This is a genomic window from Bradyrhizobium sp. HKCCYLS2038 (assembly GCF_051167655.1).
GTDB lineage: Bacteria > Pseudomonadota > Alphaproteobacteria > Rhizobiales > Xanthobacteraceae > Bradyrhizobium.
On sequence record NZ_JBNPTM010000001.1, the window covers coordinates 506,978 to 522,101 of the forward strand.

The 15,124-nt window shown below is 65.9% G+C and carries 13 protein-coding genes; 7 read left to right on the forward strand and 6 right to left on the reverse strand.

What is annotated here, in order from left to right; all coding sequences use genetic code 11:
• Positions 1 to 281 precede the first annotated feature (281 nt).
• From ACQR1I_RS02265 to ACQR1I_RS02290, 6 genes are all read left to right on the forward strand, one after another.
• Positions 282 to 1,082 carry a crotonase/enoyl-CoA hydratase family protein gene (locus ACQR1I_RS02265; RefSeq protein ID WP_434865551.1) on the forward strand — a complete coding sequence of 267 codons (801 nt, stop codon included), beginning with the start codon at positions 282 to 284 and terminating at the stop codon, positions 1,080 to 1,082.
• A gap of 1 nt (position 1,083) precedes the next feature.
• A complete protein-coding gene (locus tag ACQR1I_RS02270) occupies positions 1,084 to 2,985 on the forward strand; it encodes a feruloyl-CoA synthase (RefSeq protein WP_434865552.1) in 1,902 nt (633 codons plus the stop codon).
• 25 nt (positions 2,986 to 3,010) lie between these two features.
• On the forward strand, positions 3,011 to 3,775 hold the full coding sequence (locus ACQR1I_RS02275) for an SDR family NAD(P)-dependent oxidoreductase (protein WP_172183461.1): 765 nt from the start codon (positions 3,011 to 3,013) through the stop codon (positions 3,773 to 3,775).
• Positions 3,776 to 4,033: 258 nt separating this feature from the next.
• On the forward strand, positions 4,034 to 4,453 hold the full coding sequence (locus ACQR1I_RS02280) for an acyl-CoA thioesterase (protein WP_434865553.1): 420 nt from the start codon (positions 4,034 to 4,036) through the stop codon (positions 4,451 to 4,453).
• Positions 4,454 to 4,666: 213 nt separating this feature from the next.
• Positions 4,667 to 5,812, forward strand: a complete 1,146-nt coding sequence (locus tag ACQR1I_RS02285; RefSeq protein ID WP_434865554.1) for an ABC transporter substrate-binding protein — start codon at positions 4,667 to 4,669, stop codon at positions 5,810 to 5,812.
• 98 nt (positions 5,813 to 5,910) lie between these two features.
• A complete protein-coding gene (locus ACQR1I_RS02290) occupies positions 5,911 to 6,717 on the forward strand; it encodes a shikimate dehydrogenase family protein (protein ID WP_434865555.1) in 807 nt (268 codons plus the stop codon).
• 29 nt (positions 6,718 to 6,746) lie between these two features.
• On the opposite strand, the gene ACQR1I_RS02295 is transcribed toward ACQR1I_RS02290, so the two are convergent.
• From ACQR1I_RS02295 to ACQR1I_RS02305, 3 genes are read right to left on the reverse strand one after another with little or no spacing between them, the layout of a single operon-like run.
• Positions 6,747 to 7,472 carry an ABC transporter ATP-binding protein gene (locus ACQR1I_RS02295; RefSeq protein ID WP_434865556.1) on the reverse strand — a complete coding sequence of 242 codons (726 nt, stop codon included), beginning with the start codon at positions 7,470 to 7,472 and terminating at the stop codon, positions 6,747 to 6,749.
• A complete protein-coding gene (locus tag ACQR1I_RS02300) occupies positions 7,469 to 9,238 on the reverse strand; it encodes a branched-chain amino acid ABC transporter ATP-binding protein/permease (protein WP_434865557.1) in 1,770 nt (589 codons plus the stop codon). The genes ACQR1I_RS02295 and ACQR1I_RS02300 overlap by 4 nt, the downstream gene beginning before the upstream one ends.
• A 3-nt stretch (positions 9,239 to 9,241) precedes the next feature.
• On the reverse strand, positions 9,242 to 10,282 hold the full coding sequence (locus ACQR1I_RS02305) for a branched-chain amino acid ABC transporter permease (RefSeq protein WP_434865558.1): 1,041 nt from the start codon (positions 10,280 to 10,282) through the stop codon (positions 9,242 to 9,244).
• A 194-nt stretch (positions 10,283 to 10,476) separates the two neighbouring features.
• On the opposite strand from ACQR1I_RS02305, the gene ACQR1I_RS02310 reads away from it, so the two are divergent.
• A complete protein-coding gene (locus ACQR1I_RS02310; RefSeq protein ID WP_434865559.1) occupies positions 10,477 to 10,983 on the forward strand; it encodes a MarR family winged helix-turn-helix transcriptional regulator in 507 nt (168 codons plus the stop codon).
• Between the two features lie 16 nt (positions 10,984 to 10,999).
• Here the strand turns inward: ACQR1I_RS02310 and ACQR1I_RS02315 are convergent, their stop codons facing one another.
• The 3 genes from ACQR1I_RS02315 to ACQR1I_RS02325 form a co-directional block, all read right to left on the reverse strand.
• Positions 11,000 to 12,280, reverse strand: a complete 1,281-nt coding sequence (locus ACQR1I_RS02315) for a glycerate kinase type-2 family protein (RefSeq protein WP_434865560.1) — start codon at positions 12,278 to 12,280, stop codon at positions 11,000 to 11,002.
• A 28-nt stretch (positions 12,281 to 12,308) separates the two neighbouring features.
• Positions 12,309 to 13,532, reverse strand: a complete 1,224-nt coding sequence (locus tag ACQR1I_RS02320) for an ABC transporter substrate-binding protein (RefSeq protein ID WP_434865561.1) — start codon at positions 13,530 to 13,532, stop codon at positions 12,309 to 12,311.
• Between the two features lie 251 nt (positions 13,533 to 13,783).
• On the reverse strand, positions 13,784 to 15,007 hold the full coding sequence (locus ACQR1I_RS02325) for an ABC transporter substrate-binding protein (RefSeq protein WP_434865562.1): 1,224 nt from the start codon (positions 15,005 to 15,007) through the stop codon (positions 13,784 to 13,786).
• Between the last annotated feature and the right edge of the window lie 117 nt (positions 15,008 to 15,124).

The following is a 15,124-nucleotide window of genomic DNA, read 5'->3' on the forward strand; positions in this document are numbered from 1 at the left end:
GTCAGTCGGCGCCTGGCCTTCCCTGCGCCCTCTGCATCAGAGGGTGAAGACGATCAGCAAACCCCGGGCGCGTTTCCGCCGCGGGAACGCCGCATCATGCCCCTTGTCGTTATGTCATTTGCCTTTGCGCCGCCGCGCCTTACGATGCCGCGCGCTGCGTCGTGGTGTTGATCCGGCGCCGCTCATTTTTGCATTGCACAACAGGATGTCAGGTGCCGGTCATTGACTCCTGCTGATATCGTTATAGAACATAACTATTCTGAACAGGACACAATCAAGCGATGGGAAACGCCGACACCACGCCAGCGGGCGATCCGTCTCTGCTGCAGATCGAACAGCAGGGCGCCGTCCTGACCATCGGGCTCAATCGCCCCGCCAAGCGCAATGCGCTGAATGACGGCATCATCCTCGCCATCGGCGAGTGCTTCGCCAGCCTGCCCGACGACGTCCGCTGCGTCGTGATTCATGGCCTGGGCGACAATTTCTCCTCCGGCCTCGATCTCTCCGAACTACGCGAGCGTGACGCCACCGAAGGCCTTGTGCATTCGCAGATGTGGCACCGCGTGTTCGACCGCATCCAGTATTGCCGCGTGCCGGTGATCGCCGCGCTGAAGGGCGCCGTGATCGGCGGCGGCCTCGAGCTCGCCTGCGCCGCGCATATCCGTGTCGCCGAGCCGTCCGCTTACTTCGCGCTGCCCGAGGGCCAGCGTGGCATCTTCGTCGGTGGCGGCGGCTCGGTGCGGCTGCCGCGCCTGATCGGCGTCGCCCGCATGATGGACATGATGCTGACCGGCCGCGTCTATTCGGCGACCGAAGGCTCGTCCTACGGCTTCGCGCAATATCTCGTCGACGCCGGCGCGGCGATGACCAAGGCGCTCGAACTGGCAACGAAGATCGCGGGCAACGCCCCGCTCACGAACTTCGCGGTGCTGCAGGCCCTGCCGATGATCGCCGAGGCCAACCCGCAGACCGGCCTGCTGATGGAATCGCTGATGGCCACGGTCGCGCAGAGCGACAAGGAGGCCAAGGGCCGCATCCGCGCCTTCCTCGATCACAAGACAGCCAAAGTGAAGCCGACGTGACATGACTGCGCAAACAACAAAAAGCACACAGGGAGGAACGGACGACACGGCGCGCAGCGCCAGTGTGCATCCGTTGCGCGCCATCTCCTTCAACGATCCCGTCGTCACCATCGACCGCCGCGACGACGGCACCATCTATCTCCGGCCGAAGCAGCCGCTGGGTGAGTTTCCGCAGCGGATCACCGATCGGCTGCATCATTTCGCGAAGGCGACGCCCGACCGCGTGTTCATGGCCGAGCGCGTCGGCCCCGAAGGCTGGCGCGAGCTGAGCTACGCGACCTTGCTGGCGGCGAGCCGGCACATTGCTTCTGGCCTGCTCGCCCGCGGCCTATCGCCGGATCGTCCGGTCATGATCCTGTCGGGCAATTCGGTCGACCATGCGCTGGTCGCGTTCGGCTCGCTTTATGCCGGCGTGCCGTTCTGCCCGGTGTCGCCGGCCTATTCGCTGGTGTCGCGTGACTACGGCAAGCTCGCCTACCTGATGAAGCTGCTGACGCCCGGTCTCATCTTCGTCGACGATGCCGACAAGTTCGCGGATGCGCTGATCGCCAATGTGCCCGAGGGCACCGAGATCGTGGCGTCGTTCGGCTCGGTGCCGGGCCGCAAGGTCACGATGCTCGCCGATCTCATCGCCTCACCGCTGTTTGCCGGCCTCGATGCCATCAACGACAAGATCGGCCCGGACACGATCGCGAAATTCCTGCTGACCTCGGGCTCGACCGGCAATCCCAAGGCCGTGATCAACACCCAGCGCATGATCTGCGCCAACCAGGTGATGATCCGCGAGACGCTCGCCTTCCTGAAGGACGAGCCGCCCGTCATCATCGACTGGCTGCCGTGGAATCACACCTTCGGCGGCAACCACAACATCGGCCTGACCCTGTTCAATGGCGGCTCGATGTATCTCGATGCCGGCAAGCCGGTGCCGGGCGGCATCGAGGAGACCGTGCGCAACCTGCGCGAGATCTCGCCGACGGTCTATTTCAACGTACCCAAGGGCTACGAGTCGCTGCTGCCGTATTTCCGCGAGGATCCAGGCCTGCGGAAGACGTTCTTCAGCCGGCTGCATGCGATGTTCTTCTCCGGCGCAGCACTTGCGCCGCACGTCTGGAACGAGCTCGACGAGCTTTCCGTGGCCGAGACGGGCTACCGCGTGCCGATGCTGACCGGCCTCGGCTCGACCGAGACCGCGCCGTTCTTCATGTCGGTCAATCCGCGCACCAGCCGCTCCGGCCATGTCGGTCTGCCGGTGTCGGGCAACGAGGCCAAGCTCGTGCCCAACAACGGCAAGATGGAGGTACGCGCCAAGGGGCCGAACGTGACGCCGGGCTACTGGCGCCTGCCGGAGGTCTCGGCCGCGGCGTTTGATTCCGAGGGCTACTACCAGATGGGCGATGCGCTGAAGCCCGTCGATCCCAACGACCTCAATGCCGGCTTCGATTTCGACGGCCGCGTCGCCGAGGATTTCAAGCTGGCCTCGGGCACCTGGGTCTCGGTCGGACCCTTGCGGGCGCGCTTCGTCGCGGCCTGCGCACCGCTGGCGCGCGACGTGATCATCGCCGGCATCAACCGCGACGAGATCTCGGCGATCGTGGTGCTCGACCTCGACGGCTGCCGGCTGATCAACCCGACGCTGCCGATGGACGATCTCGCCGCGACGGCCGCGGATCCGCTGATCGTCGCGGCCTTCCGCGAGCGCTTCGCCAAATTCCAGGCGACCGCGACCGGTTCCTCGACGCGCATCACACGCGCCGTGCTGCTCGGCACGCCGCTGTCGATCGACAAGGGCGAGGTCACCGACAAGGGCTCGATCAACCAGCGCTCCGTGCTGGAGAATCGCAAGGACCTGATCGAGCGCATCTACGCCGCGACGCCGGGCGACGACGTCATCTTCGCCCGCTAATCAAGGCATTTTAGGGAGAAACGACATGTTGTTGAAGGATCAGGCCGCCATCGTCACCGGCGGCGCCTCCGGCCTCGGCGCCGCCACCGCCCGCAAGCTGGCGTCGCAGGGCGCCAAGGTCGCCGTGTTCGACCTCAACGCCAAGCTCGCGGCCGAGGTCGCGGCCGAGATCAACGGCGTCTCGGTGGTCTGCGACGTCTCCGACGCTGCGGGCGCGGAAGCCGGCGTCGCCGAAGCCGTCAAGGCGCTCGGCCAGCAGCCGCGCGTGCTGGTGAACTGCGCCGGCATCGGCGTCGCCAAGCGCGTCGTCGGCCGTGACGGCCCGATGGCGCTGTCGGATTTCGAGAAGGTCATCAAGGTCAACCTGATCGGCTCGTTCAACATGCTGCGCCTGGTGACCAACGGCATGACCAAGCTGGAGCCGCAGGCCACCGGCGAGCGTGGCGTCGTCATCAACACCGCCTCCGTCGCCGCCTATGATGGCCAGATCGGGCAGTCGGCCTATTCGGCGTCGAAGGGCGGCATCGTCGGCATGACCCTGCCGATCGCGCGCGAGCTGGCGCAGTTCGGCATCCGCGTGCTGACCATCGCGCCCGGCCTGTTCCTGACCCCGCTGCTCGCCAACCTGCCGCAGGAGGCCCAGGATTCGCTCGCCGCCGCGATCCCGTTCCCGCGCCGGCTCGGCCACGCCGACGAGTTCGCAGCACTTGCGCTGCACATGGTCGAGAACCCCTACCTCAACGGCGAAGTCGTCCGGCTCGACGGCTCGCTGCGCATGGCGCCGAAGTAGGTGCCGCGCGCCGACGTTCTTATGGCTGTCATTCCGGGACGACGCGCAAGCGTCGGGCCCGGAATCCATTTGGCGTCGGGCGCAGTGGAGACATGGATTCCGGGCTCGCGCTCCGCGCGCCCCGGAATGACGACGGAGAGAAACGTAGGGTGGGCAAAGCGTAGCGTGCCCACCGCCACTGAAAATGGTGGGCACGGCGCTGCGCGCCTTTGCCCACCCTACGGACCGTCATCGGCGATGGAGTGAGGCTTCCCAAACATGTTCGTTCACCGCCGCGACGTGCAGATCCAGTGGGGCGACTGCGATCCCGCCAACATCGTCTACTATCCGCGCTACTTCGCGATGTTCGACGATGCGACCTCGGTCATGTTCGAGGCGGCCGGGTTCTCCAAGCAGGACATCGTCCGGCGCTACGGCCTGGTCGGCATCCCCATGGTCGACACCCGCGCAAAATTCTACATCCCGTCGACCTATGGCGACTGGATCACGATCGAGAGCACGATCGAGAGCATCAAGCGCTCGTCCTTCGACGTCACCCACAAGGTGTTCAAGGGCGAGGCGCTGGCGATCGAAGGTTTTGAGACCCGGGTGCTGGTCGGGCGCGATCCGACCGACCCGGACAAGTTGAAATCGGCGCCATTCCCCGAGGAGATGAGAGCCAAGTTTCTCGAGGGATGAGGCTGGAATGAGTGCGACATGCGACCGTCTTAAGGATGATCAGCAGTCGTGCTTTGGTCGACTGGTGAGACGTGATCTTCTCGTGTTCAATGCTATGATCACGTTTGGACACATATCGGCCGGCCAATTGGAAGGCGCCTTCGGATCGGGGGTGGGACTGCAAACAGGATCGGCGGATCACGAGCTGAATCGAAAAGATTGAGGGAGGATTGAATGAGGAAGGCCTATCTGGCGGCGGCTGGCGTCATTGCGATGCTGGCGGCAGCGCCTGCGCTGGCGCAGACCAGCGAGATCACCATCGGCATCACCACGACCACGACGGGTCCGGGCGCGGCGCTCGGCATCCCCGAGCGCAATGCGCTCGAGTTCGTGCCCAAGGAGATCGGCGGCGTGCCGCTGAAGGTGATCGTGCTCGACGACGGCGGCGACCCGACGACGGCGACCACCAATGCCCGCCGCTTCGTCACGGAATCGAAGGCCGATATCATCATGGGCTCGGCGCTGACCCCGCCGACCATCGCGGTGTCCAACGTTGCCAGCGAAGCCGGCATTCCGCATTTCGGCCTGGCGCCGTTCCCGGTCACCCCGGAGCGCGCCAAGTGGTCGGTGGTGATGCCGCAGCCGGTGCCGATCATGGGCAAGGTGCTGTACGAGCACATGAAGGCGCACAACATCAAGACCGTCGGCTATATCGGCTATTCCGATTCCTACGGTGACCTCTGGTTCAACGACCTGAAGAACCAGGCCGTGCCGATGGGCATCACCATCGCCGACGAGGAGCGCTTCGCGCGTCCCGACACGTCGGTCACCGGTCAGGTTCTGAAGCTGGTCGCCGCCAATCCGGACGCCATCCTGGTCGGCGCTTCCGGCACCGCCGCGGCGTTGCCGCAGACCGAGCTGCGCGAGCGCGGCTATACGGGTCTCATCTATCAGACCCATGGCGCGGCGAGCATGGACTTCATCCGCATCGCCGGAAAGGCGGCGGAGGGCGTGATCATGGCCTCGGGCCCGGTGATGTCGCCGGAAACGCAGGACGACAGCGCGCTGACCAAGAAGCCCGGCCTCGAGCTGAACAAGGCCTATGAGGGCAAGTATGGCCCCAACAGCCGCAGCCAGTTCGCCGGTCACTCCTTTGATGCGTTCGAGATCCTCAAGCGCGTCATCCCGGTGGCGCTGAAGACCGCCAAGCCCGGCACGCCGGAGTTCCGCGAGGCCATCCGCCAGGCGCTGATGACCGAAAAGGACATGGCGGCCTCGCAGGGCGTCTACAACTTCACCGAAAAGGATCGTTCGGGCCTCGACGACCGCTCCCGCATCATCCTGACCGTGAAGGACGGCAAGTACATCCCGGCGAAATGAGCCGCACGGACCATAGCTTCGATTGAGAAAGGCCGGCTCGGTGAGCCGGCCTTTCGGCTATCAGGACGACGAGTTTTTGGTTTTCTGGGAGACCCCCGATGATTTTCGCCCCCACCGGAGCCACGAGGCTCCACATCATCATCGGTGATCCCATTGCGCAGGTGCGCGCGCCGGCCGGTGTCAGCGAAGCCTTTGCGGATCGCGAGAGCGATGCGATCCTCGTCGCGGTCCAGGTCGCGATGGCTGATCTCTCAGACTTCCTGGCAACGATGACGCGGGTCAAGAATCTCGACGGCATCGTCGCGACCATTCCGCACAAATTCGCCTGCTATCGCGCCTGCACGACGGCGACCGAGCGCGCGCATTTCATCGGCGCCGTGAACCTGATGCGGCGTGATGCGAATGGTAGGTGGCACGGCGACATGGTTGACGGCCTCGGCTTCGTCGGTGCGGCCAAGGCGGCCGGTTTCGATCCCTCCGGCGTTCGTGCCTTGCAGATCGGGGCAGGCGGCGCCGGCTCGGCGATCGCGCTCGCCCTGATCGATGCCGGCGTGCGCGAGCTCGCCATCCACGACAGCGATGCCGGCCGGCGCGATGCGCTGATCGCGCGGCTCAACGAGCGTGGCAAGGGCCGGGCTGTCATCGGCAGCACCGATGCCAGCGGCTTCGAGATGGTCGCGAATGCGACGCCGGCCGGCATGCAGCCCGGTGATCCCCTGCCGGTCGACATGGTGACCGTCAGCCCGTCGGCCTATTGCGGCTGCGTCATCACCAAGCCGGAGGTGTCGCCGTTCATCGCCGCCGCGCGTGACCGCGGCTGCCCGACGGCAACCGGCACTGACATGTACCGTGCGCTGGAGCGCGTGATGGTCGACTTCCTGCTGTCGAAGGAGGCGCCATCCTGAGACAGCGCCTCACCTCGATGACATCAGGCTCAGCTCGCCGCTGTCTCGGCGAAGCCGAGATAGCTCGCCGCGACGCGCGGGTCGGTGGCGATCTCGCTGGCCTTGCCGTTGAGCACGAACTCGCCGAGCTCCATGACATAGGCACGGTCTGCGACATTCAGCGCGGCCTTGGCGTTCTGCTCGACCAGCAGCACCGAGACGCCCTCCTGGCGCAGCTTGGCGACGATCTCGAAGATGCCGGCGACGATGATCGGCGCCAGCCCGAGGCTCGGCTCGTCCAGCATCAGCATCTTCGGCGAGCCCATCAAGGCGCGGCCCATCGCCAGCATCTGCTGCTCACCGCCGGAGAGCGTGCCGGCGAGCTGCTTGCGCCGCTCCTTCAGCTTCGGGAACAGCGTGTAGACGTGCTCGAAGCCTCTCACCGCGTGCGCCTTCGACATTCTGAACGCGCCGAGCTGCAGATTGTCCTCGACGTTCATGGTCGCGAACAGCTCGCGATGCTCCGGCACCAGGCAGAGGCCGCGGGCGACGCGATCCTCGATCTCGTAGCGCGCGAGGTCCTCGCCGAGGAACGACACGCGGCCCTTGAGCGGAAACACGCCCATGATGGCGCTGAGCAGCGTGGTCTTGCCGGCGCCGTTGGCGCCGATGATGGTGACGATCTCGTTCTCGGCCACAGTGAGCGAGACCGAGCGAACGGCCTCGACCTTGCCGTAGGAGACGTGAGCGTCGGAAACGTCCAGCAGGGTGCTCATGCGGTGGCTCCGAGATACGCCTTGATCACCTCAGGGTTGGTCTTGATCGCGGCTGGGGTGCCCTCGGCGATCTTGGTGCCGAAATCGAGCACCACGATGCGGTCGGCGAGATCCATGACGAAGCCCATGTCGTGCTCGACCAGCAGCACCGACATGCCGCCGGCGCGGAGGTCGCGCAGCAGCGCGCCGAGGCGCTGCTTCTCCATGTGCCGCAGGCCGGCCGCGGGCTCGTCGAGCAGCAGCAGCATCGGATCGACACACAGCGCGCGGGCGATCTCGACGATGCGCTGCTGGCCCAGGGACAGAGAACCAGCGAGCTGGTGCATCTGCTCGCCTAGCCCAACGCGCTCGATCTGGCGCGCCGCCTCCGCGAGCAGCTTGGCCTCGTCGCCGCGGTCGAGCCGGAGCATGCTGGAGATCGCGTTGGAATGGCCGCGCAGATGCGCGCCGATCGCGACGTTCTCGAGCACCGTCATGTCCGGCACCAGCTTGACGTGCTGGAAGGTGCGGGAAATGCCGAGCTTGACGACATCCTGCGGCGGCGCATTACCGACGGCCTTGCCGAGCACCGAGATGTTGCCGGAGGTCGGCGGCAGCACGCCGGTGATGAGGTTGAACGTGGTGCTCTTGCCGGCGCCGTTGGGGCCGATCAGCGCAACGATCTCGCGGGCCTGGACGTCGAACGAGACGTTGTTGACCGCAACCACGCCGCCGAACTGCTTGCGCGCATTGTCGACCTGCAGCAGCACGCTCGGCGCCGACGCGGATCGGGTGCGGGCCGGCAGCTGGATCGAGGTGTCCGGCTTCTTGGCGACCGGCTTGAACGGCAGCCACGACGTCAGCCACGGCCACAGGCCGGTCGGCGCGAGCTGCAGCAAGGTGACGAGCAGGATGCCGAACACGATCGTCTCGAGCTGGCCCTCGCCGTGCAGCAGCAGCGGGAGATAGCTTTGCAGCACCTCCTTCAGCACCACGACGATCGCCGCACCCAGCACGCCGCCCCAGACATAGCCGGCGCCGCCGACGACCGCGACAAACAGATATTCGATGCCGGCCTGGGCGCCGAACGGCGTCGGGTTCACCGCACGGGTGAAGTGCGCATAGAGCCAGCCGGACAGGCCTGCGAGCACCGCGGCATAGATGAACACCAGCAGCTTGGCGCGCGGCGAATAGACGCCGAACGCTTCCGCTGCGATGTGGCCGCGGCGCAGTGCGCGGATGGCGCGGCCGGTGCGGGAGTCCAGGAGGTTCATGGTCAGCAGCGCGGAGATCAGCACGGCCGCCCAGATCGCGAAATAGATCGTGCCCGGATCGAGCATCTTGAGGCTGCCGATCGACAGCGGCGGGATGCCGGAGATGCCGTCATTGCGGCCGAGGAAGGCGAGCTTGCTGAAGAGATAATACAGCCCGAGACCCCAGGCGAGCGTGCCGAGCGGCAGATAGTGGCCGGACAGCCTGACCGTCACGAGGCCGAGCAGCACCGCCGCGAAGCCGGAGACCAGCAGCGACAGCGGCAAGGTCAGCCAGGGCGAGAGGCCATATTGCGCCGACAGCACCGCTGTCGTGTAGGCGCCGAAGCCGACGAAGGCCGCCTGGCCGAACGAGGTGAGGCCGCCGACGCCGGTCAGGAGCACCAGGCCCATGGCGACCAGCGCGGACAGCCCGATATTGTCGAGCAGCACGATCCAGAACGGCGGCATGCCGGGGATGAACGGGATTGCCGCAACGATCACGGCAAAGACGATGAAAGGCCAACGCTCGCGCACGGATCAATCCTTCTCTTCTTCGACCGCGGGCGCGGCGAGCGAACGCAACAGCAGGACGGGGATCAGCAGCATGAAGACGATCACCTCCTTGAAGTTGGAGGCATAGAACGAGGAGAACGCCTCGACGATGCCGACGACGAGGGCTGCCACCGCGGTCAGCGGATAGCTGATCAGGCCGCCGATGATCGCGGCGATGAAGCCTTTCAGGCCGATCAGGAAGCCGGTGTCGTAATAGAGCGTGGTGATCGGCACGATCAGGATGCCCGACAGCGCGCCGATCGTGGACGCGAGCAGGAACGCGATCTGGCCGGACAGCGTGGTGCGGATGCCGACGAGGCGCGCACCCAGCCGGTTGACGGCGGTCGCGCGCAGCGCCTTGCCGTAGAGCGTCAGGCCGAAGAACAGCCAGAGTCCGACGATGAAGGCGATGGTGATGCCGTAGACGACCATGCCCTGCCCGGTGAAGCGCAGCGTGCCGAGCGTTGCCGTGGCGTTCAGCAAGGTCGGGCCGCGCTGGCCCTCGGCGCCGAAGAACAGCAGGCCGAGGCCCTGCATCGCCAGATGGGTGCCGACGGAGGCGATCAGCAGCACCAGCACCGAGGTGTGGGCGAGCGGCTGGAATACGATGCGGTAGAGCGACAGGCCGATCGCGGCGACGATCAGCAGCGACAGCACCAGGCTGACGCCGGCCGGCATGCGCTGGTCGGCCGCCCACATCGTGGCGAGCAGCACGGCGACCGGGAAGGCGACGTTGAGCCCGAAGGCGCGTGCGATCTTGGGCGCATGCAGCGTCTTGCGCATCGCGTAGAGATCGAAGGCAAAGGCGATCAGGCCCATCACCACCGCGAGCTTCGCCGTACCCGGCATGCGGCCGGCGGCGAGCGAGGCATAGGTGAGGGCGCCATAGGTGACGAATTCGCCCTGCGGGATCAGGATCACCCGGGTGACGGCAAAGACCAGCACCAGCGCCAGCCCGAGCAGGGCGTAGATCGCGCCGTTGGTAATGCCGTCCTGCAACAGGAACAGCAAGATCGTTGTGTTCAAGACAGGACGCTCCCCCTCTGTGGTGACCGCGCGCCGTGGGCGCCCAGCGCCCACGGTAGGCCGGAGCAGTTGAATGGCTGCCCGTGTTTGATATAGTGGATAACAATTATCGAGTATAATCTCAAGGCCGCTGTTCCGGCTGCGGCACTCGAGACCAGGGGATGGAAGCAGGGCGATGACGATGGCGGATTGTGATGGCCGATAGCGCCAAGCCCGTCAGCAAGCGGGACAGCCGGAAGGAAGCTGCCGTAGCCGCCGACGAGACGCAAGCGGTGCAGCTCGGCGAACTGTCCGATCTGCTCGGCTATGTGCTGAAACGGGCGCAGCTGAAGGTGTTCGAGGACTTCCTGCGCTGCGTCGCGCCCTTGCAGCTGACCCCGGCGCAGTTCTCGGTGCTGCTGCTGCTCGACGCCAATCCCGGCCGCAACCAGACCGAGATCGCCAACACGCTCGGCATCCTCCGGCCGAATTTCGTGTCCCTGCTCGACAGCCTGGAAACCCGCGACCTCTGCACCCGCGTCCGCTCGGCCAATGACCGGCGCTCGCACATCCTGATGCTCACGGAGAAAGGCCGCGCCGTGCTCACCCGTGCCAAGAAGCTCGTGGTGTCGAAGCACGAGGCGCGGCTGAACGAGCTGCTCGGCCCGGAGGGCCGGGAGGCGCTGCTCGCCATGCTGACCAAGATCGCGGAGGAGTACTGAAGGCGCCGTGGCGCCCTCAATCGACCAGGATGACCCTGACGTCGTTGACGTTGGTGAGCGTCGGGCCGGTCTGCAGCAGGCCGCCGGTCGCGGCGAAGAAGGCGGTGGCATCGTTGTTGGCGAGATAGGCCTGCGGATCCAGCCGCTGCGCCCGCATCGCCGCGATGATTTCGGCATCGACCAGCGCCCCGGCCGGGTCGGAGGCGCTGCCGCCGCCGCCATCGGCGCCGTCGGTGTCGCCGGCCAGCGCCGCGACGCCGTCCATGTCCTGGAGGAGGTCGGCGAGCGCGAGCGCGTATTCCTGGTTCGGCCCGCCGCGGCCGCTCCCGCGCACAGTGACGGTGAGCTCGCCGCCGGAGATGATGGCCATGCGGCGGCCGAGCGCGCGGGCCTCGCGGGCCAGCTTGGCGTGATCGGCAGCCACCTCGCGGGCCTCGCCCTCTAGATCGGCGCCGAGGTCGAGCACGTCGTAGCCAGCGGCCTTGACGCTGGCCACGGCGGCGTCCAGCGAGCTGGCCGGACGTGCGATCAGCTCGAACGCGGCCCGGGCGAAGGCGGGATCGCCGGGCTTGCAGCTCTCATTGCCGGCATCCTCGAGCGCGCGGGCGATCGCCGGATCGACCTCGAGCTTGTACTTGGCGACGATCGCGCGGGCATCGGCCAGCGTCGTCGGATCCGGCACGGTGGGACCAGAGGCGATCGCCGAGGGATCGTCGTGCGGCACGTCCGAGATCGCAAGCGTCACGATCTCGGCCTTCTGCCCGGCCCGCGCCAGCCGCCCGCCCTTGATCCGCGACAGATGCTTGCGGACGACGTTCATCTCGCCGATCGGCGCGCCCGAGCGCAGCAGCGCGCGGGTCAGCTGCTGCTTCTGCGCGAAGCTCACGCCGGTGACAGGCGCAACCCAATTGGCGGAGCCGCCGCCGGAGATCAGCACCAGCATCAGGTCGTCGGCTTCGGCGGTCGCGGCGAGCTGCAGCGTGTCGTCCGCGGCCTTCAGCCCGGCTTCGTCGGGCATCGGGTGACCGGCTTCGATCACTTTCACGCGCCGGGTCGGCACGCCATGGCCGTGCCGCGTGGTTGCGATGCCGACCAGCTTTGCGGGATCGAAGCCCAGCGTGTCCAGGTAATGGCGCTCGGCGGCGACCGCCATCGCGGCCGCGCCCTTGCCGGCGGCGAGGCAGATGATCCGTCCCTTCGGTGCCGCCGGCAGGAAGGCAGGCAGCACCACGTCGGGATGCGCCGCGGCGACCGCGGCGTCGAAGATGGCGCGCAGCAACGGACGGCGGCTGGTCATGCGGCGCCGCCCGGATGCTGTGCCGATCCTACTTGAGTTCGCCGCTCATCACGTCGCCGAACAGCTGCCAGCGCTCGCCCTTGAACTGCATCAGCTGCAGCTGCTCGATCGGCTGAAAATCGTCGGGACCCGTGGTCAGCGTGATGCCGGGCAGCAGCCCGCCTTGTGCAAACTGCTTCAGGCTCGCGGCCTGCTTCATGACGTTTGCGCGAGTCAATTCGTCGCCGCATCGCTTCAACACCTCGACCATCGTGGTGGCGATGTTGTAGCCGGTCAGCGCAGACGAATCCACGGGATTGATCTCCGGCAGATATTTGGCCAGCAATTCCTTGAAGGCGCCGATGCCCGGGTCGTTTGCCCATTGCGGATCGGACACATCCTTGGCGTAGGCCGCCGAGATCACATCTTGCGAGTTGTCGACGCCGGCGGGGCGCATTACGGCGGCCGTCGAGGCGCTGACGTTCGAGATGATGGTCAGCGGCTTCCAGCTCATCTCACCGAGCTTCTTGATCGCCTGGGCGCCGGACTTCGGCGTCGTGAACAGCACGACAACGTCCGGATTGGCCGACTTCATCTTGACGATATGCGACTCGACGGTCGGCTCGGCGATCTCGTAGCTCTCCTCCAGCACGATCCTCGACGCATCGCCGAGGCCGTCCTTGAGGCCCTTCAGATAATCCTTGCCCATGTCGTCGTTCTGGTAGAGCACCGCGATCTTGCCGTTGGGCTGCTGCGCGGCGAGATATTTCGCATAGATGCGTGCTTCAGACTGATAGCTCGGCAACCAGCCCATGGTCCACGGATTGGTCTTGGGCTCGTTCCACTTGGTCGCGCCGGTGGCGACGAACAGCTGCGGCACTTTCTTGGCGTTCATGTACTTCTGGATCGCGGTGTTGGGCGCGGTGCCGAGCACGCCGAACAGGAACAGCACCTCGTCGCTCTCGACCAGCTTGCGGGCCTGCTCGACCGTCTTCGGCGGCGAGTAGGCGTCGTCATAGGAGATGAAGTTGATCTTGCGGCCGTTGATGCCGCCGTCGTCGTTGACCTTCTTGAACACCGCCGACATCGCCTTGCCGACCGAGCCATAGGCCGAGGCCGGTCCGCTATAGGGCACGATGTTCCCGATTCTGATCTCGGTGTCGCTGGCGCCGGTGTCGTACTTCTTGTCGGCATGGGCGGCGCCGGAGCTCGCGCCGATCAGGGCGAGGCCGATCAGGCCGGACAGCGTGCGGCGGGTGAGGGCAGTGGTCATCGCGATGGGGCTCCTGATGGGCCTTGTGAATTGGCCTTGTTGTTGGATCCGCCCGCGGCGCGGGCGACTCGTTTCACTCCGAACGAGTCCCATAGCGCAGCGGCGCGCGCGACGTAACCATCGCCGGCGCATGACCACCGCTCGTTCAACTCCTAGCTTGGGAAATGCCTGGGAAAGATTGCGGAGATGTTCAGAGCCGAAGCCTCCTGCGGCGTGGCGCCGCAGGAGGTTCTCGTCGTCAGATCGTGTCGTCAGCCGCCGGCGTCGGCCGAAATGACGTCGCCGAACAATTCCCACTTGTCGCCCTTGAAGCGCATCAGCTGCAACTGGCTCACAGGCGCGAAGTCGGTTGCCGAGGTGTTGATGCTGATGCCCGGCAGCAGCATCTCGGTGCGGAAGTTCCGCAAGGACGCCGCCTGCTTCATGACGTTCTCGCGGGTGAGATCGTCGCCGCACTGCTTCAAGACCTGCACCAGGGTCTGCGCCACGCCGTAGCCGACCACGGTGCCGCCGTCGAGCTTGTCGCCTTCCGGAAAGTCCTTGGCCATGAAGTCGAGGAACTGCTTCATCCCGGGGTCGTCCTTCCACTGCGGGTCGGTGACATCCTTCAGATAGGCGGCCGAGATGATGTCCTGCGAATTCTCGTAGCCGGCGGGCTTGAGCACGCTGCCGACCGAGGCGGAGACGTTGTTGAGGAGGTGCAGCGCCTTCCAGTCGATCTCCTTGACCTTCTTGATCGCCTGGGCCGCGAATTTCGGCGTCGTGATGTTCATGAACACGTCGGCGCCGGTCGACTTCAGCTTGACGATGTGGCTGTCGATCGTCGGCTCCGTCGTCTCGTAGCTCTCCTCCATGACGATCATGCTCGCCGCCTTGGCGCCGAGCCCGTCCTTCAGGCCCTTGAGATAGTCCTTGCCGTAGTCGTCGTTCTGATAGAGCACGGCGATCTTGGCGTCGGGCTTCTCCTTGAGCAGATATTTCGCGTAGATCCGCGACTCGGCCTGGTAGCTCGGCTGCCAGCCCATGGTCCACGGGAAGTTGGCCGGATCGTTCCACTTGGTCGCACCCGTCGCCACGAACAGCTGCGGCACCTTCTTTGCGTTCATGTACTTCTGGATCGCCGTGTTCGACGGCGTGCCGAGCGAGTTGAAGATCAGGAGTACCTCGTCGCTCTCGACCAGCTTGCGCGCCTGTTCGACGGCTTTCGGCGGCGAATAGGCGTCGTCATAGGAGATGTAGTTGATCTTGCGACCGTTGATGCCGCCCTCGGCGTTGATCTTCTTGAAGTAGGCCGCCTCCGTCTTGCCGATGATCCCGTAGGCCGAGGCCGGCCCGCTATAGGGCATGATGTTGCCGATCTTGATTTCGGTGTCGGAGGCCCCGGTGTCGTATTTCTTGTCGGCCGCGAATGCGGCGCTGGAGGTGAGGACGATCGCGGCGGCCGTGGCGAGGGCTGCCCTTCGCGTAAACATCATGATGCGCTTCTCCCGTGTCGTTGCTGGATGACGTGTCGCGGCTTCCCTGGTGGAAGCTCTTGTTGTGCCGGGAAACTATAGCAGAGCTGGTGAGGCGCGGTTGCGACATCGCAGCAC